15 protein-coding genes are annotated in these 17,707 nt (G+C 41.0%); 10 read left to right on the top strand and 5 right to left on the bottom strand.

Going from position 1 to position 17,707, the window contains the following annotated elements:
* Positions 1-295: 295 nt before the first annotated feature.
* Positions 296-2,734, bottom strand: coding sequence for a bifunctional aspartate kinase/homoserine dehydrogenase II (locus tag LG402_RS00455; protein WP_227336276.1), 2,439 nt, complete (start codon positions 2,732-2,734; stop codon positions 296-298).
* 9 nt (positions 2,735-2,743) lie between these two features.
* On the bottom strand, positions 2,744-3,904 hold the full coding sequence (gene metB, locus LG402_RS00450) for a cystathionine gamma-synthase (RefSeq protein WP_166539337.1): 1,161 nt from the start codon (positions 3,902-3,904) through the stop codon (positions 2,744-2,746).
* Between the two features lie 282 nt (positions 3,905-4,186).
* Between metB and metJ the strand changes: the two genes are divergently transcribed.
* Complete coding sequence (gene metJ / locus LG402_RS00445; RefSeq protein WP_006534139.1) at positions 4,187-4,504, top strand: met regulon transcriptional regulator MetJ; 318 nt, start codon at positions 4,187-4,189, stop codon at positions 4,502-4,504.
* A gap of 135 nt (positions 4,505-4,639) precedes the next feature.
* Here metJ and rpmE read toward each other — a convergent pair whose 3' ends face one another.
* Complete coding sequence (rpmE, locus tag LG402_RS00440) at positions 4,640-4,852, bottom strand: 50S ribosomal protein L31 (RefSeq protein WP_006534140.1); 213 nt, start codon at positions 4,850-4,852, stop codon at positions 4,640-4,642.
* 203 nt (positions 4,853-5,055) lie between these two features.
* Between rpmE and priA the strand changes: the two genes are divergently transcribed.
* From priA to rraA, 7 genes are all read left to right on the top strand, one after another.
* On the top strand, positions 5,056-7,257 hold the full coding sequence (priA, locus tag LG402_RS00435) for a primosomal protein N' (protein WP_166539336.1): 2,202 nt from the start codon (positions 5,056-5,058) through the stop codon (positions 7,255-7,257).
* Between the two features lie 341 nt (positions 7,258-7,598).
* On the top strand, positions 7,599-8,594 hold the full coding sequence (gene cytR, locus LG402_RS00430; RefSeq protein ID WP_052038541.1) for a DNA-binding transcriptional regulator CytR: 996 nt from the start codon (positions 7,599-7,601) through the stop codon (positions 8,592-8,594).
* 70 nt (positions 8,595-8,664) lie between these two features.
* Entirely contained in the window at positions 8,665-9,456 is a 792-nt protein-coding gene (locus tag LG402_RS00425; RefSeq protein WP_227336275.1) for an SPOR domain-containing protein, read from the top strand.
* Between the two features lie 112 nt (positions 9,457-9,568).
* Positions 9,569-10,099 carry an ATP-dependent protease subunit HslV gene (gene hslV, locus LG402_RS00420; RefSeq protein ID WP_006534149.1) on the top strand — a complete coding sequence of 177 codons (531 nt, stop codon included), beginning with the start codon at positions 9,569-9,571 and terminating at the stop codon, positions 10,097-10,099.
* 12 nt (positions 10,100-10,111) lie between these two features.
* Positions 10,112-11,446, top strand: coding sequence for an HslU--HslV peptidase ATPase subunit (gene hslU / locus LG402_RS00415; protein WP_109409911.1), 1,335 nt, complete (start codon positions 10,112-10,114; stop codon positions 11,444-11,446).
* Positions 11,447-11,543: 97 nt separating this feature from the next.
* Positions 11,544-12,461 carry a 1,4-dihydroxy-2-naphthoate polyprenyltransferase gene (locus tag LG402_RS00410; RefSeq protein ID WP_109409910.1) on the top strand — a complete coding sequence of 306 codons (918 nt, stop codon included), beginning with the start codon at positions 11,544-11,546 and terminating at the stop codon, positions 12,459-12,461.
* Between the two features lie 109 nt (positions 12,462-12,570).
* Positions 12,571-13,074 carry a ribonuclease E activity regulator RraA gene (gene rraA / locus LG402_RS00405; RefSeq protein ID WP_166539335.1) on the top strand — a complete coding sequence of 168 codons (504 nt, stop codon included), beginning with the start codon at positions 12,571-12,573 and terminating at the stop codon, positions 13,072-13,074.
* A gap of 103 nt (positions 13,075-13,177) precedes the next feature.
* Here the strand turns inward: rraA and zapB are convergent, their stop codons facing one another.
* Positions 13,178-13,420, bottom strand: a complete 243-nt coding sequence (gene zapB / locus LG402_RS00400) for a cell division protein ZapB (protein WP_166539334.1) — start codon at positions 13,418-13,420, stop codon at positions 13,178-13,180.
* Between the two features lie 293 nt (positions 13,421-13,713).
* Here zapB and LG402_RS00395 point away from each other — a divergent pair, with 293 nt between their 5' ends.
* Together LG402_RS00395 and glpK are read left to right on the top strand one after the other, a co-directional pair.
* A complete protein-coding gene (locus LG402_RS00395; protein WP_109409908.1) occupies positions 13,714-14,529 on the top strand; it encodes an MIP/aquaporin family protein in 816 nt (271 codons plus the stop codon).
* Positions 14,530-14,571: 42 nt separating this feature from the next.
* Positions 14,572-16,104, top strand: coding sequence for a glycerol kinase GlpK (glpK, locus tag LG402_RS00390; RefSeq protein ID WP_210813128.1), 1,533 nt, complete (start codon positions 14,572-14,574; stop codon positions 16,102-16,104).
* Positions 16,105-16,205: 101 nt separating this feature from the next.
* Here glpK and emrD read toward each other — a convergent pair whose 3' ends face one another.
* Positions 16,206-17,390: a multidrug efflux MFS transporter EmrD gene (emrD, locus tag LG402_RS00385; protein WP_227336274.1), complete on the bottom strand. Its 1,185-nt coding sequence runs from the start codon at positions 17,388-17,390 to the stop codon at positions 16,206-16,208.
* Positions 17,391-17,707 lie beyond the last annotated feature (317 nt).

Genomic DNA, 17,707 nt, shown 5'->3' with positions numbered 1-17,707 from the left:
ATAACGTTCAAATACGTTGTAACTGTACTTCAACTTCCACTCAAGACGCTTAAATTTCACATCATGAGCTACTGACAATAGTTCTCTTTAGCTTGATGGTTCACCTCCGTCATTTCATTTCTTAGTGGGACAATCTGTCTTACTACTTTTGACATCAATCGCTCCTTTGTGACTAGAGATGCTTCAAGTATAGCCAAAGAATTTAAAAAAATTGAGTGATATGACACAAAAATGATAAAAAGTTATCAGCATAAAATAACCTACTGATAACCTTTATAAAAAAGAAATAATTAAATTATAGTAATTGAGAAAGACGGTTTAAATCTGATTGAATTGCGCCAGCGGTCACATCTCTTCCTGCTCCCGGCCCTCTTATGACCAGTGGATTATCACGATACCAACGACTTTCAATCGCAAACAAATTATCTCCGGGTAACAATGAGGCCAGTGGATGATCTTTTCTCACTGCTTCCACACCCACTTTGGCTTTTCCATTGGCATCAAAACGCGCGATATACCGCAATACCATATCCATTTCATTTGCTGCTGCTAATCGCTGTGCCATCTGCTCATTGATCAACGCACTGTTATCAAAGAATTCTTCTAGAGAACCCGTCTCAGCTTGTACAGGCACTAAAGATTCAACTCGTACTTGCTCTGGCTCGATGTCATAACCTGCTTCACGAGCAAGAATAACCAACTTACGCATGACATCTTGTCCTGATAAATCAATTCGCGGATCTGGCTCTGTTAACCCTTGTTGCCATGCTTGTTCCACCAATTCACTAAACGGCACAGAGCCATCAAATTGTAAGAATAACCACGATAATGTACCTGAGAAAATACCACTAATTGATAAAATGGAATCGCCACTTTCACGTAAATCGCGCACTGTATGGTTAATCGGTAAACCAGCGCCTACAGTGGCATTATATAACCAGTGACGGCCAGTTTTAGAGAAAGCGTCTCGTGTGGTGCGATAGCGCAAACTTGATGCAGAGCCTGCAATTTTATTAGCGCTAATAACATGAAAACCATAGCTGGCAAAATCTTCATAAGATGCAGCAAGGGACTCATTCGCCGTAATATCAACAACCACTAAATCATCATAAGGGTGTGCTCTCATCCAAAGATAAAGTGATTCTTCAGTATGTTCTGTGGCTTCTTCATCAAAAAAAGCCAAGGCACGACTAGGATCAATGCCTTGATAATCAAGTAAACTACGACGACTATCAACGACACCCGCAAGAATAAATTCAAAATCACTGCGTGCGGATAACGGCTCTTGTTCACGAGCAAAAAGCTCTAACCAACGAGAACCAATATTTCCTTTACCAAACAGCACTAAGCCAATTTGTTTTTCAGCTCTAAATAATGTTTGGTGTAAACCTTGTAATAGATGCTCAGTATAATTGCGCAATACAGCGACTAAACTGATGTTATCTTCAGCATGCCAAATAAATTCAACTGGTTGATCTTTAAGTTGCTGATAAAAACGATGGCAATGCAGTGGATTTTTACACACACCTGCACCAACTAACGCCACTAAAGAGAACCCTTCACGTAAATGTAATTTACCCGGCAAAACCGCGTCTTGTAATACATCTAAAGCACTGTTAGCCACTTCACTGGTATAACAAAGTTGTAAAAGTTGGCTGTCTTTATCCACGCCAGTTGCTAAAGGACGAATTTGCGCACGCTTAAGTAATTCATCAACTTCTTTTGCTACTTGCTCAAAGTTTTGATGGGATGAGAGTTGTAGCTCAATTAAACAAACATCGTCGTGGCTTGTGACTATCTTCGCACCAGTTCCTGATGCTAAGACACGCTCTATGCGTGTAGAACCCTGCTCTGGTTGATAACTACAACGAAGTTGCAAATCAATGTTACTACCTGATACGGGTTGCAATGTACGTGTATGTAAAACTGGGGCGGCTAAACGCGCCAATTCACTGGCTTCATCTAAACGTAATAGAGGTAATAAGCAAGCATCTTTAACTTTACGTGGATCAGCGCTATATACCCCCGCAACATCACTCCAAATTGTCACTTTTCCAACATCAGCTAACGCACCGACTTGCGTCGCTGAATAGTCACTGCCATTACGCCCCAATAAAACCGTTTCACCTTGTTGGTTACGACTAATAAAACCAGTGACTACAAAACGGCTTTCAGGATGCTTGGCTAATAGTGATTGCAATAATGGCCGAGATAACGTTTCGTTCACTTGAGGCTGTGCGGCTCTTTCAGCACACAAAAATTCACGGGCGTCTAACCAAACACTCGGTAAACCTTGTTCAGTCAGTAATTTTGCCATTAATTTCGCAGACCAAATTTCACCATGACCGACAACTTCGGCATAAGTCGCATCTGTAATAGGTTTATCAAGCAAATAACTCAAACGTTCGAGATCAGCAATAAAGGCTTGAGAGAGAAGTTCCGCATTCTCTTTTGAAAGAAGTCCTTCAATTAATGATAATTGGTAACGTCGTAATGTTTGCTGAACCTGATGCGCTGAAATGCGATCACTTTGACTCAGTTTGAGCCAGCTAATTAGCTGATTAGTTGTTGATCCTGCTGCTGAAACCACCATAAGATCATTAGGTTGGCTATAGTTTGTCATGATATTCACGACACGTTGATAACATTTTATATCTGCAAGACTGCTACCACCGAATTTATGTAACTGGCGGCAAATCGGTTCCGCCTGTTGTTTAATTGCCACTACGCTCATGATCCATGGTTACCTTTTAGTTGCTGCATCAAACGCACTTTGCAAATCGTTAATTAAATCCTGACTATCTTCAATACCTACAGAGATCCGAAGCAATGAGGGACTGATCCCCGCTATTTTTTTCGCCTCATCTGACATACCTGCATGTGTCATCGTGGCAGGGTGACAAATTAAGGTTTCTACCCCACCTAAAGATTCTGCCAGTGTAAAGAGTGTTAATTGAGATAAAAAGAGTTTAATCACCGCCAATCCTCCTTTTAACTCAAAACTTAACATCGCACCGAAACCTTGCTGCTGTTTTTTTGCTATTTGATGGCCTGCATGATTTTCCAGTGCGGGGTAATATATTTTCTCGACTAAAGGTTGTGTCTGTAAAAAGGCCACTAATGCCTGTGCATTTTCTTGTTGAAGTCGAATTCGTGGCACGAGGGTTCTTATACCTCGTAATAATAAATAGCTATCAAACGCGCCAGATGTCACACCGATATTATTTGCCCACCAGCTTAACTCCTCAAGCAATTTCTGACTCTGACAGATAACAACACCTGCCACAATATCAGAATGCCCATTAAGATATTTTGTACAGGAATGCACAACGATATCTGCGCCTAATGTTAGCGGCTTTTGCAAAACAGGGCTCATAAAGGTGTTATCCGCCACCACTAAAGCCCCTTGTTGATGAGCCAACTCACTGATCTTTCGAATATCCGTTATTCTCAGTAATGGGTTGCTAGGTGTTTCAATAAAAACAATTTTAGGCTTGTGAGCCAAAGCTTGTTGTAATGCAACATCATCATTTTGATCAACAAAAATGACACGATAAGCTCCACGTTCTTGTTGACTATTAAACAGGCGATAACTCCCCCCATAACAGTCATGAGGTGCAACAATGACATCACCTGGTTTAAGAAAAACTGTGCAAATTAAATGAATAGCTGACATTCCACTACTTGTGACAACTGCACCTACGCCACCTTCTAGTTCTGCTAATGCTTTTTGCACCATATCGCGTGTTGGATTACCTCGGCGAGAATAATCATGGTCACGAGGTTGATTAAATTCTAAAAAATTATAGGTACTAGAAAGATAGATAGGCGGTACTACACAACCAAATTGTGAGTCTTCATTTAGCCCATTATGGATAGCAATTGTTGCTGTTTTCTTCGTCATACAGGCACCTTGTCACAGCGATAAGTGGGAAAGTCGACAACAGCATATCCAATTAGACACCAAGACGTCAATACATCTAGACATCTAAACTCCTTTACGGATAGATTAAGTAATGAAATAATAGCCAAATTAAGGATATCACCAGTGACTATTACTTTTTCTCTCACCTTCAGTCAGAACAGTCGGTGGTTTTAGAAAAGTCATGATAAACTGGTATCGCCCATCAGAATGTGGGTTAACCCTATTCTGACTTCAACTAAATGATATTAATAAAGGTAATCCATGGCTGAATGGAACGGTGAATATATCAGCCCTTACGCTGAGCATGGCAAAAAGAGTGAGCAAGTTAAGAAAATCACGGTTTCAATTCCGTTGAAAGTGTTGAAAATTTTAACCGATGAACGCACTCGCCGTCAGGTTAATAACCTAAAACATGCAACCAATAGTGAATTATTGTGTGAAGCATTTTTGCACGCATTTACCGGACAGCCTCTCCCAAATGATGAAGACTTACGTAAAGAACGTAACGATGAAATCCCTGAAGAGGCAAAAGAAATAATGCGCCAGCGCGGGGTTGATCCCGATACTTGGGAGTATTAATCAGCGTCGATTTATTGACTTATTGCTTGATTAACACGAACAAAAAAGCCCAAAGCAAAAACTTTGGGCTTTTTTTCAATTCCAAACTGTCCGCAAGATATTAGGCTTTGCTGATATCTTGTGACAACAAATATCTTATTTGCTGCCTGGGATTTTGAAGCGTTTGTTGAACAGATCAACACGACCACCGGTTGCAACATCACGTTGTTTACCAGTATAGAATGGGTGGCATTTGTCACAAACGTCCAGATTCAGGTTATGACCTGCAGTGGAGTTGATTTTCATAACGTTACCGCAAGAACAAGATGCAGTAATTTCTTCGTATTTAGGATGGATATCTTTTTGCATGGAAAACCTCTACTAAGGCCGTGTCGCCATTCAGCCCACAGCCGAACACCACACGTCGTGTTGATTGAAATTAAGTGTTTGGTAATTTATCTACCAAAGGGGGCGGATCATACAGAATATCCACTAAACGCGCAATGAAATCTGCACACTTTTTGTGATATTCTTAACGTCATCTTTTCGCTAAAACTCTCGGAAACCCTGATATGACTATAGTTCAGGTAATTTTACCTGTACCACTGTTCTCCTCTTTTGATTATCTGTTACCAGAAGGGATCGATGCGCCTGTTGTAGGTAGCCGGGTGATCGTGCCTTTTGGTAATAAACGCCGCTCTCTTGGTATTGTCAAAGGACTCAGTACACACAGTGAGTTTCCTATCGAAAAGCTAAAGCCTATTGATGAGATCCTTGATAGTGAAACACTCTTTCCAGGTGTTTTATGGGATATGTTAAATTGGGCATCGGCTTATTATCACTATCCTTTAGGGGAAGTGCTTTTTCATGCCATGCCTATTTTATTACGACAAGGTAAACCCGCTGAATTTACTCCATTATGGCAATGGTATGCCACAGAAGAAGGAGCTAATCTCGACCTTAACAGTTTAAAAGGGGCGAAAAAACAACAACAGGCCTTAGCTGCGCTTCGCCGTACACCTTTATATCGCCATCAGCTTGATGAATTCGATATCACCACTGCAACACTCAATAACCTAAAAAAGAAAGAGTTTGCAGACTTACGCCCAATACAACCCGCCCCCATACATTGGCACAATGACTTTTCAGTGCAAGGTGAACGCTTTAAATTAAATACGGAACAAGCTATAGCGGTTGGTGCCATTACAGCTCAAGCTGATCAATTCTCACCTTGGTTGTTATTAGGGATCACCGGTTCAGGCAAAACAGAAGTTTACTTAAGTGTATTAGAAAAAATTCTCGCACAAGGTAAACAAGCTTTAGTTCTAGTACCTGAAATTGGCTTAACACCTCAAACAATTCGTCGTTTTAAGGCTCGCTTTAATGCCCCAGTGGATGTTTTGCATTCCGGATTAAATGATACTGAGCGCTTAGCCGTTTGGTTACGAGCCAAACGTGGTGATAATGCGATTATTATTGGCACGCGTTCAGCACTTCTTACCCCTTTTCAACATCTTGGTATTATTATTATCGATGAAGAGCACGACAGCTCTTATAAACAACAAGATGGCTGGCGTTACCATGCTCGGGATTTAGCGGTATTCCGTGCAAAACAAGAAAATATTCCTATCGTGATGGGAACAGCAACGCCATCAATTGAAACCAGTTTTAATGTTGAACAGAAAAAATATCAGCAATTAACACTCACCCAACGAGCAGGCAATGCGAAGCCCGCAACCGAACACTTAATTGATTTAAAAGGGCAACCACTCACAACAGGGCTGTCTCCTATTCTTATTAAAGCGATAAAAGAGCATCTAAATGCAGGAAACCAAGCCATGCTCTTTTTAAATCGTCGTGGATTTTCACCCGCATTGTTATGCCATGAGTGTGGATGGATAGCAGAATGCCCTCGCTGTGATCACTATTACACGCTACATCAAAAGCATGGCATGTTGCGTTGCCATCAATGTGATAGTCAACGACGAATTCCAGCGCAATGCCCACAATGCGGTTCAACGAATTTAATGCCTGTAGGGTTGGGAACAGAGCAACTTGAACAAGGGATTGGTGAGTTATTTCCTGATACGCCTGTAACACGAATTGATAAAGATACCACCAGCCGTAAAGGGGCTTTAGAGCAACAACTTGATGATATTTACCAAGGTGGCTCTCGCATTCTTATTGGTACACAAATGCTAGCCAAAGGGCATCATTTTCCCGATGTGACTTTAGTGGCTTTACTGGATGTTGATGGCGCTCTGTTCTCCAGTGATTTCCGTGCAGCCGAACGCTTTGCCCAGCTTTATACACAAGTATCAGGCCGTGCAGGCCGAGCAGGTAAGCAAGGCGCGGTATATTTACAAACTCACCAACCTGACCACCCTCTTTTATTAACGCTATTAGAAAAAGGCTATGATGCTTTTACCAAAGAAGCCTTACAAGAGCGACAAGCCACCTTCTTACCGCCTTACTCCAGCCATATAATGATCCGTTCAGAAGATCATAATAACCAACGTGCACCTCAATTTTTACGGCAACTCAAACAGTTTTTTGAACAACATCCAATGCGAGATCCCCATTTATGGGTTATGGGGCCGGTTCCTGCTATTCAAGCTAAACGTGGAGGGAACTATCGTTGGCAATTATTGCTACAACATCCTTCGCGGGGTTATTTACAAAAACTAATGTCCGTCACTTATCCTCAAATTGTGGCTTTACCTGAGAGTAAGAAAGTGAAATGGAATATTGATGTTGACCCAACAGATTGTTAATCGTCTTTTTATATCTATTTGAATATATTTCAGTCAAATTTATGTTGAGAATAAAATTCTGATTAAATACTAGTTACAGTCCAAGACTATTTATCAATTTTGCGAACTAACTCATAAAAACGATTGGTATCACACTTTTTATGCAAACTAGGTAACAGTATCTATTTAAAAAGCGGGTAGAATAACAATTTAGAATATTTCTCGAATTAAAACCGTCGATAAAATCTTTTTTTGAGCACCGGCGGTTTTTTTGCAAATAAAAAAGCAATCGTTTAACTAAACCATCCAAAAGGGAGGTATGGGGTTTGCAACAGAATAATAAAGATAATACGCAAGCAACAATGAAAGATGTTGCCCTTGCAGCCGGCGTGTCCACAGCAACCGTGTCACGTACTTTAATGAATCCGGAAAAAGTATCCTCACAAACCCGTCAGAAAGTTGAACAGGCTGTTCTTGACGTGGGCTATTACCCACATAACCTGTCAAAAAATCTTAAGCGCAATGAGTCAAAAACGATCCTTGTGATCGTCCCTAACATCAGTGATCCTTTTTTTACTGATGTTGTGTGTGGCATTGAAGAAACTGCGGCACAACATGGTTATCTCGTTCTTATTGGTGATTGTAAACATCAGCAAAAACACGAAAATGCATTTATTAACCTCATTATCACCAAACAAATTGATGGTATGTTACTGCTTGGTTCACACATTCCTTTTGATGTTTCCAAAGAAGAGCAGAAAAACCTACCTCCAATGATCATGGCAAATGAGTTTGCACCTGAACTTGAGCTACCTACTGTTCATATTGATAATCTCACTGCCTCTTTTAGAGCAACACACTATTTACAGCAAATGGGTCATAAGCGTATTGCTTGTATTACAGGCCCAGAAGATATGCCTTTATGTCGTTATCGCTTACAAGGTTATATTCAAGCTATGCGTAGAACAGGTGTTCCTTTACGTGAAGACTATATTATTCGTGGTGATTTTACCCATGAAAGCGGTGCAGAAAGTCTGAAAAAACTGATTTCTTTACCTGAACCACCGACTGCCGTGTTCTGTCATAGTGATATTATGGCGATTGGCGTTATGTGGCAGGCGAAAAAATTAGGGTTAGAACTCCCAAAAGATCTCTCTGTTATTGGTTTTGATAATCTTGATATCACACGTTACAGCGAACCCGCACTAACAACGATGGAACAACCCCGTTATGAAATTGGACGTCAATCTATGTTGTTATTACTTGATCAATTACAAGGTAGACCTGTCGCACCGGGTTCTCGTTTATTAGATTGTGAGCTAATTATAAGAGATAGTGTCTGTCAGCTTAAAAGCTAGGCAAAACACACTATGTTAAGTAACATATCGTTCGTGATACCTATTCCTTTAATTATCAGCGAATCGAACTGTGGCACAACGAGACTATGTGGGACGAGGGCAGACATCTGCTCGTCGTAAAAAAACAACGAAAAGTAAAAAGGCTGCTAAAGGGCTGCCTTTAACAACACTTATCGCGGCAATCGCAATTGTGGCGCTGTTTATCGGCGGCCTCTATTTTATTACGCATAATAAAAAAGAAGTCGTAGAAACAGCACCAGCAATCACTGGGCAGCATCCAGCAAATAGTTTACCGCCTAAACCGCAAGAGCGTTGGCAGTACATTAAAGAACTGGAAAATCGTCAGGTGGGTACACCTTTATTGCCCGAATCTCCCTCTTCAGGTAGCCAGATTAATCCGAAAGCAACACTTTCACCTGAACAGCTGAGATTTTTACAACAAATTGAAGCAGATAAACGTCAACCTGCTGTTCAGTTACCCGAAGTCCCTTACAATGGGGAAGTTCCACGCTCGCAAGTGATAGTAACACCACCAGCAACACCCCAGCCTTCTGTTGTTCAACAACCAACACAGACTCAACCAGAGCAAGCACCTGCACCGGCTGTTGTTACACCGCCTAAACCTGCTGTTACTGAAGCAAACTTTTTAGTGCAATGTGGCTCATTTAAAAATACAGAGCAAGCCGAATCAGTAAGAGCAACTTTGGCTTTTTCTGGTGTTGAAAGCCGAGTAACAAAAGGCAATGATGGCTGGATACGCGTATTATCAGGCCCTTACAGTAAAGAACAAGCCAATTCAGTAAGTAGACAAGCCGCCGGTGCTGGCGTATCAGGTTGTATTCTTCGCTCTTCTGGGGGTTGAAAAATAAATTTTCTCCCCCACCTATAATTCTAATTCACATAACGGGCAGTGCTGTATTTCAAATATAAGCACTTCCCGTCTCATTTTTATTGATTAAACCAGGGGCTGACTCATGACTACAATCGTAAGTGTTCGCCGTAAGGGCCAAGTTGTAATCGGTGGTGATGGACAGGCAACGATGGGTAATACCGTCATGAAAGGCAATGTTCGCAAAGTACGCCGTCTTTATAACGACAAAGTCATTGCGGGATTTGCTGGCGGCACTGCTGATGCTTTTACTCTTTTTGAACTGTTTGAACGCAAATTAGAACTTCACCAAGGGCATTTAACCAAAGCTGCGGTAGAGCTAGCAAAAGATTGGCGTACAGACAGAATGCTGCGCAAATTAGAAGCACTACTTGCTGTTGCAGATGAAAACACATCACTTATCATCACAGGTAATGGTGATGTTGTTCAACCAGAAAACGATTTAATTGCAATCGGTTCTGGTGGCCCTTATGCACAAGCAGCGGCAAGAGCCATGCTAGAAAATACTGAGCTTTCTGCACGCGAGATCGCTGAAAAAGCGCTGAGCATCGCTGGAGATATCTGTATTTACACTAACCATAATGTCAACTTTGAAGAACTCTCTTCAAAAGAGTAAGGATTTGAGAGCATGTCTGAAATGACTCCTCGCGAAATAGCCAGCGAACTTGATAGATTTATTATTGGTCAAGATAAAGCGAAACGTGCTGTGGCAATTGCCCTACGTAACCGCTGGCGTCGCATGCAGCTCGACGAAGCGCTGCGCCATGAAGTAACACCTAAAAATATTCTGATGATTGGCCCTACTGGTGTGGGTAAAACTGAAATTGCACGTCGTTTAGCAAAATTAGCCAATGCACCTTTCATCAAAGTAGAAGCAACTAAATTCACAGAAGTGGGTTATGTAGGTAAAGAAGTTGATTCTATTATCCGTGACTTAACCGACTCTGCGGTCAAAATGGTGCGTAGCCAAGCGATTGATAAAAATCGTTTCCGTGCTGAGGAAATGGCTGAGGAACGCATTCTTGATGCACTTATTCCACCTGCAAAAAATAACTGGGGTGTCACAGAGCAAACCTCTGAACCTTCGGCCGCTCGTCAATCTTTCCGTAAAAAATTACGTGAAGGTCAATTAGACGATAAAGAGATTGAAATTGAATTATCTGCAACACCAATGGGTGTTGAAATCATGGCTCCTCCAGGAATGGAAGAGATGACAAATCAATTACAATCTATGTTCCAAAATTTAGCTGGGCAAAAACAAAAAGCGCGTAAGATGAAAATCAAAGATGCGTTTAAGCTGATTGTTGAAGAAGAAGCCGCTAAATTAGTTAATCCTGAAGAGCTTAAACAACAAGCTATTGATGCAGTAGAACAACACGGTATTGTCTTTATTGATGAAGTAGACAAAATCTGTAAACGTGGCGGTCAAAGTTCTGGCCCTGACGTTTCTCGTGAAGGTGTACAACGTGACCTCTTACCACTGGTTGAAGGTTGTACAGTTTCAACAAAACACGGTATGGTAAAAACAGACCATATTCTGTTTATTGCGTCAGGTGCTTTCCAAGTTTCCAGTCCTTCTGATTTAATTCCTGAGTTGCAAGGACGTCTGCCAATTCGCGTTGAACTTCAAGCGCTGACAGCAGAAGATTTTGAGCGTATTCTTACAGAGCCTAATGCATCGTTAACAAAACAGTATGAAGCTTTAATGGCAACCGAAGGGGTTTCTATTAGCTTTACTGAAGACGGTATTCGCAAAATTGCTGAATCAGCGTGGCGTGTAAATGAAACGACCGAAAATATCGGTGCTCGTCGTTTACATACTGTTTTAGAACGTTTAATGGAAGAAATTTCCTACGATGCAAGCGAACGACAAGGTCAATCTATATTGATTGATGCAGAATATGTGAAACAGCATCTGGATGAGCTTGTAGCAGATGAAGATCTGAGTCGATTTATTTTATAATCAACTTGTGCGATCCTTATCAGCAATATTTACGTGGGAGGCTTGCCTCCCATTCTTATTTTTATAATAACAACGAACATGAGTATCGAATTTCAGCATGAGCTCTCTAAATTCCACTAGCCGGACTCAAGCCTGGCTTGAAAGTTTACGACCCAAAACACTGCCTTTAGGGTTAATTGCCATTGTGACTGGCTCCGCATTAGCGTATTGGATGGGGCATTTTGAGCTACCTATTGCACTGCTTGCTATTTTGACAGCTGGCACATTACAAATTCTATCAAACCTTGCTAATGACTACGGTGATGCTGTAAAAGGTACCGATACAGAAGAGCGTTTAGGGCCACTTCGTGGAATGCAAAAAGGCGTAATAACGCCAGCTCAAATGAAAAAAGCCTTAATATTAAATGTCATCATCTCTTGTATTTCAGGTATTGCACTGATTATTGTTGCATGTAAAAAACCTGAAGATGCCATTGGCTTTTTAGTGATGGGATTACTCGCTATTGTCGCAGCCATTACCTATACCGTAGGCCGACGCCCTTATGGCTATATGGGATTAGGTGATATTTCTGTCTTAATATTCTTTGGTTGGTTAAGCGTAATCGGAACTTATTACTTACAATCTAACACCTTCGATATTGTCACCCTACTTCCGGCCACGGCCTGTGGTTTACTGTCTGTCGCCGTTCTAAACATTAATAATATGCGCGATTTAGAAAGTGATATTCAAGCGGGCAAGAATACATTAGCCGTTCGCTTAGGCCCTGCTGGCTCACGAACTTACCATACGTGTGTCATTTTTCTCTCTATTGCTTGCTTAATTATCTTCACGCTTCTGTATATGCACCGCTGGACAGCATGGCTATTCTTACTCGCAACACCGATGCTTTTATTGCATATTAAACGTGTTAATGCCGATCATTCAGGTGAAGCAATGCGCCCTTTACTTGAACATATGGTAAAAGCAGCACTACTCACTAACGTACTCTTCTCTTTAGGTTTAGTTTTAGAATAATTTAGCTCGATTGTTGATTTGACTCACTGAATTTTCAGTGAGTCTTTTGCCAACTACCCCCGTTAAGGGATATACTGGCTTTTCCTGTGGCAACCTGACGTAATCTCCTATGAAATATGATACTTCTGAACTCTGTGATATCTATCAAGAAGATATCAATGTCGTAGAACCGCTTTTCTCAAACTTTGGTGGTCAAAGTGCCTTTAGTGGGCAAATCATCACCGTGAAATGTTTTGAAGATAATGGCCTGCTTTATGACTTACTAGAAGAAAATGGCAAAGGCCGTATTCTTTTAGTTGATGGCGGTGGCTCTGTACGCAAAGCCTTAATTGATGCTGAATTGGCACAACTTGCCGTATCGAATGAATGGGAAGGCATTGTCGTTTATGGCGCAGTACGTCAAGTTGATACATTGTCAGAACTTGATTTAGGTATTCAAGCCATGGCTGCGATACCAGCGGGTTGCCCGAGTGAAGGTATTGGTGAAAGTGATATCCGCGTCAACTTTGGCGGTGTTACGTTCTTCTCTGGTGATTATCTTTATGCCGATAATACCGGGATCATCTTATCAGAAGAGCCTTTGGGCTTAGATGAAGATTTAATAGAAGAATAATTTTACTTTTATCTGCTTTCTTATGATTTAAGACACAAAAGCCACCGTCTGGTGGCTTTTGTTTTTAGGCTTTAGAGACAAAATAAAGACAATTTAAAGACAATTACTGTACGTCTTCCATTTTGCCTAACAGCGCGCGTAAACGCTCTTGCCAGCTTGATTGCTCTTGTTTTAGCTCTTCGTTTTCACGAACAAGGGCTTCGTGTGATCCTTTCGCTTCTTGAACTTCTTGGTTCAGCGCATCATTTTTTTCTTTTAACTCTTCAATTTCCATCTGTAATAACGTGATGGTATCAATAGCTTGTTGTACTTTTGATTCTAACTTTTCGAAAACTTCAAATGACATACTGTAATCCCCCATATAATCGATACTTCCGATTGTAAGTAGCCTATCAACAACTGTCTAGCATCTTCCGTGGAATTACATTCTTTTTTCAATTTATCAAAAACACTGGTCAGATCACATTACAAATGTCGATCAAGTCACTAATTAAGAGCGTTTTCACTCATTTTCTTGATGAGACACACAAATTTCAATTTCGCTTATTCTCGTTTACGCTCATTAACGATAAATTCACAGTTATCTTTTCAATTCGAAAAGAATACTAACAATAAATAACCTCTTTCAGGATAGAATATATGAGCCAGACGAAAACCTCTCTTATGGGTCAATGCATTTCTGAATTTATCGGAACTGCGTTGCTAGTCTTCTTCGGCCTTGGTTGTGTTGCTGCAGTACGTATTGCAGGAGCAGAGCTAGGACTATGGGAGATAAGTATTATCTGGGGGCTGGGTGTTGCCTTAGCCGTTTATCTTACCGCGGGCACATCTGGTGCTCACTTGAACCCGGCAGTTACCGTTGCGTTTTGGTTATTCGCTTGCTTTGAACGCAGAAAAGTTATCCCTTATATTATTGCACAAATGTTAGGTGGCTTCTTTGCCGCAGCCATTGTGTACTTTATGTACTACAGTGTTTTTCTCGACTACGAACAAGTTAATGGCATTGTCAGAGGCTCACAAGAAAGTCTCTTCACTGCCGGTGTATTCTCTACTTATCCCGCAGCTCAAATTTCCGTTGCACATGCCTTTGTTGTCGAAGTTATTATTGCCGTTATCCTTGTTGGCTTAATTTTAGCCTTAACTGATGATGGTAACGGTGTACCTAAAGGCCCATTAGCGCCTTTACTGATTGGTATCTTAATTGCCGTTATCGGTGGTGCATTTGGTCCACTAACAGGATTCGCCTTAAACCCTGCCCGTGACTTTGGTCCAAAACTGGTTGCGTACTTTGCTGGCTGGGGGGATATTGCACTGACTGGTGGACGTGATATTCCTTATTTCTTAGTTCCAATGATTGCTCCATTTATCGGTGGTATCTTGGGTGCATTGGCTTACCGTAAATTAATTGGCCGTCACTTACCTTGCGATACCTGCAAAATTGAAGACGATAAATAATACTTAGAGCAAGATTGTTGATTATCAGAACAGGTTACTAACATGACAACAGAAACAAATACATCGAATACCGAAAAAAAATACATTGTTGCACTTGATCAGGGTACAACCAGCTCACGTGCCGTAGTTATTGATCATGATGCAAATATCGTCAGTATTTCACAACGCGAATTCACTCAAATTTATCCTAAGCCAGGCTGGGTTGAACACGATCCAATGGAAATTTGGGCAACACAAAGTGCAACCCTAGTTGAAGTATTAGCAAAAGCAGATATTCCATCTGATCATGTAGCTGGTATTGGTATCACAAACCAACGTGAAACCACCATTGTATGGGATAAAGAAACGGGTAAACCTGTTTATAACGCCATTGTATGGCAATGCCGTCGTACTGCCGATTTCTGTACCCGCTTAAAAGATAAAGAAGGTGTTGAAGAATATATTCGTCAAAACACCGGTTTAATGGTTGACCCATATTTCTCTGGTACAAAATTAAAATGGATCCTCGACAACGTCGAAGGTGTTCGTGAAAAAGCAGAAAATGGCGAATTGTTATTCGGTACTGTCGATACTTGGTTAGTTTGGAAAATGACACAAGGTCGCGTTCACGTTACCGATTTCACTAACGCTTCACGTACCATGTTATTTAACATCCACTCTTTAGATTGGGATCAGAAAATCCTCGATCTGCTGGATATTCCTCGCAATATGTTACCAAAAGTTGTGCCATCTTCCGAAGTTTATGGCCAAACAAACATTGGTGGTAAAGGTGGTACACGTATTCCTATCGCGGGTATGGCGGGTGACCAACAAGCTGCACTTTATGGTCAACTTTGCGTACAAAGTGGTATGGCGAAAAATACCTATGGTACAGGCTGTTTCTTACTGATGAATACAGGTACAGAAGCCGTTCGCTCTAATCATGGTTTGTTAACAACTATCTGCTGTGGCCCTCGTGGTGAAGTGAACTATGCCTTAGAAGGTGCTGTATTCGTTGGTGGTGCGTCCATTCAATGGTTACGTGATGAATTAAAACTCATTGATGAAGCAACCGACTCTGAATACTTCGCAACTAAGGTAAACGATACGAATGGTGTCTATGTTGTTCCTGCCTTTACCGGCTTAGGCGCACCATATTGGGATCCGTATGCCCGCGGTGCTATCTTTGGTTTAACCCGTGGCGCTAACCGTAATCATATTATTCGTGCAACCTTAGAATCTATCGCTTACCAAACACGTGATGTACTTGATGCAATGCAAGCCGATTCAGGTGCGCGTTTACAATCATTGCGTGTTGATGGTGGTGCTGTTGCCAATAACTTCTTAATGCAATTCCAGTCCGATATTTTAGGCACTCGTGTTGAACGCCCTGTTGTCCGTGAAAGTACCGCACTAGGTGCCGCATTCCTTGCGGGTCTTGCTATTGGCTTCTGGAACGATTTAGAAGAAGTTAAAAATAAAGCGGCGATTGATAAAGAATTCCGCCCTGGTATTGAAACCACTGAGCGTAACTACCGTTATAACGGTTGGAAAAAAGCGGTTGCTCGTGCACAAGAGTGGGAAGATCGCGCTTAATTAATACAACGAGTTGAGAGAGAAGTAGCCTAGGCTACAAAACCAAAATGCCGAGAAATTCTATTCTCGGCATTTTTTATTTAATTGACTACACCAATAGTCTAAATAGTATGTTCTTCATGGCTAAAACGGTGAGCCAAAGGAAGCCAACAAAGCATAATAGCCACTGACATAGCGAACATAATCATACCTAAACTAAATTGATTATGTTGTGGTAATAAGGCTGAAAACCATGTTGCAACACCTGATCCCACATTTTGTAATCCACCCACCAGTGCCCCCGCAGAGCCTGCTAAATATGGAAATGGCTCCATTGCACCCGTTGTTGCTAATGGGAATAGCATACCTGCACCAAAGAAAAATAGTGCGGCAGGTACCAGAAGAGTCCAAATATTAATGATATTTAGCCAACCGGGGATCCACATTAAAATACCAGCTGATAAACAACAAAAAACAGAGTGCCACATCAGTTGTACAAAGGTTTTACCTTCACGACCAGCATACCAAGCCCCAAAGAACGCAGCAGGGATCGGTAAAATAAATAATATACTGATAGTAATACTATTTAAGCCTAATACTCCGCCCATTAAGACACCGCTTGATGCCTCAAAAACTGCAATACCTGATAATGCACAAATTAGCATAATCAAAAATGCACTGAAGGTACTATTGGAAAGCAGTAAGTAAAATGATGACAGCATTTTACGTTTCTCAACTTGTACTGGCCGAGTTTCTGGCATCCAACGATACATACAGAAAAGAACACTACTTCCCAATAATAATAAGAAGATATAACACGCATGCCAGCCAAAGAAGTGAGCCACAACACCACCAATCATCGGCGCTAATAATGGGCTAACTAAAACCCCCATGTTTAACAAACTATTAGCGTAACGTAATGCCGTACCTGTATATAAATCACGAGGTTGAGTACGCGTCATGACTCCTGCCACACCTGTTCCCATCCCTTGTAAGGTACTTGCAATAACCAGTGTGGTTAAATTTTGTGAAAAAATCGCTACCAGTGTTGATAAACAAAAAATCGTCATTCCGACTAAAATAACGGGGCGACGCCCTACTTTGTCGGAGATAGGCCCATAAATGAGCTGTGAAAAACCATAAGAAAAAAGATAAGCGCCCATTACTTGCTGTACAGCACCTGTCGGCTCACCAAAGTAAACCGCCATTTCGGCAATGACTGGAACATAGATGGTTTGTGTCATTTGACCCACAGCAACCAGTGCAATTATCAATAATAATAGATTTGCATGCTCTAACTTTCTCATTTTTTTTCTTTGCTCAGGAATTTCAAATAAATTAACGGACAGGCGTACACGACAGAGAATTTATAAAAATAAACTCTGCAAAATATACACCTTTTAAGAATGAGACTAAGTTAACAAATTTGTAGAAATTTGCGAGATAGTCAGCAATTTTTGTACATCGACTAATGTCAGAGAAAAACACCATAGTTGTCAATATAAATGTACATATTGTGTCATTCATTGACAAAAATTCAGATAAATAACATCACCACATCATCTTGATAAATAAAAAATCGCTTCCTATTTAGAATGAATAAGCGACATAAACGCATTTATCG

It is taken from the genome of Proteus sp. NMG38-2, assembly GCF_020640995.1.
Classification (GTDB): Bacteria; Pseudomonadota; Gammaproteobacteria; order Enterobacterales; family Enterobacteriaceae; genus Proteus.
Note: the sequence above shows the minus strand (reverse complement) of the source record. Positions and strands in the feature narration are given on the sequence as shown.

What these genes read in the sequence shown, in the direction of transcription:
- metJ (WP_006534139.1), top strand. Translation starts at nt 4,187, where the DNA reads ATGGCTGAATGGAACGGTGAATATATCAGCCCTTACGCTGAGCATGGC.
- LG402_RS00410 (WP_109409910.1), top strand. Translation starts at nt 11,544, where the DNA reads ATGAGCTCTCTAAATTCCACTAGCCGGACTCAAGCCTGGCTTGAAAGT.
- zapB (WP_166539334.1), bottom strand. Translation starts at nt 13,420, where the DNA reads ATGTCATTTGAAGTTTTCGAAAAGTTAGAATCAAAAGTACAACAAGCT.
- emrD (WP_227336274.1), bottom strand. Translation starts at nt 17,390, where the DNA reads ATGAGAAAGTTAGAGCATGCAAATCTATTATTATTGATAATTGCACTG.
- glpK (WP_210813128.1), top strand. Translation starts at nt 14,572, where the DNA reads ATGACAACAGAAACAAATACATCGAATACCGAAAAAAAATACATTGTT.
- LG402_RS00455 (WP_227336276.1), bottom strand. Translation starts at nt 2,734, where the DNA reads ATGAGCGTAGTGGCAATTAAACAACAGGCGGAACCGATTTGCCGCCAG.
- cytR (WP_052038541.1), top strand. Translation starts at nt 7,599, where the DNA reads ATGAAAGATGTTGCCCTTGCAGCCGGCGTGTCCACAGCAACCGTGTCA.
- rraA (WP_166539335.1), top strand. Translation starts at nt 12,571, where the DNA reads ATGAAATATGATACTTCTGAACTCTGTGATATCTATCAAGAAGATATC.
- LG402_RS00395 (WP_109409908.1), top strand. Translation starts at nt 13,714, where the DNA reads ATGAGCCAGACGAAAACCTCTCTTATGGGTCAATGCATTTCTGAATTT.
- rpmE (WP_006534140.1), bottom strand. Translation starts at nt 4,852, where the DNA reads ATGCAAAAAGATATCCATCCTAAATACGAAGAAATTACTGCATCTTGT.
- hslU (WP_109409911.1), top strand. Translation starts at nt 10,112, where the DNA reads ATGTCTGAAATGACTCCTCGCGAAATAGCCAGCGAACTTGATAGATTT.
- hslV (WP_006534149.1), top strand. Translation starts at nt 9,569, where the DNA reads ATGACTACAATCGTAAGTGTTCGCCGTAAGGGCCAAGTTGTAATCGGT.
- metB (WP_166539337.1), bottom strand. Translation starts at nt 3,904, where the DNA reads ATGACGAAGAAAACAGCAACAATTGCTATCCATAATGGGCTAAATGAA.
- priA (WP_166539336.1), top strand. Translation starts at nt 5,056, where the DNA reads ATGACTATAGTTCAGGTAATTTTACCTGTACCACTGTTCTCCTCTTTT.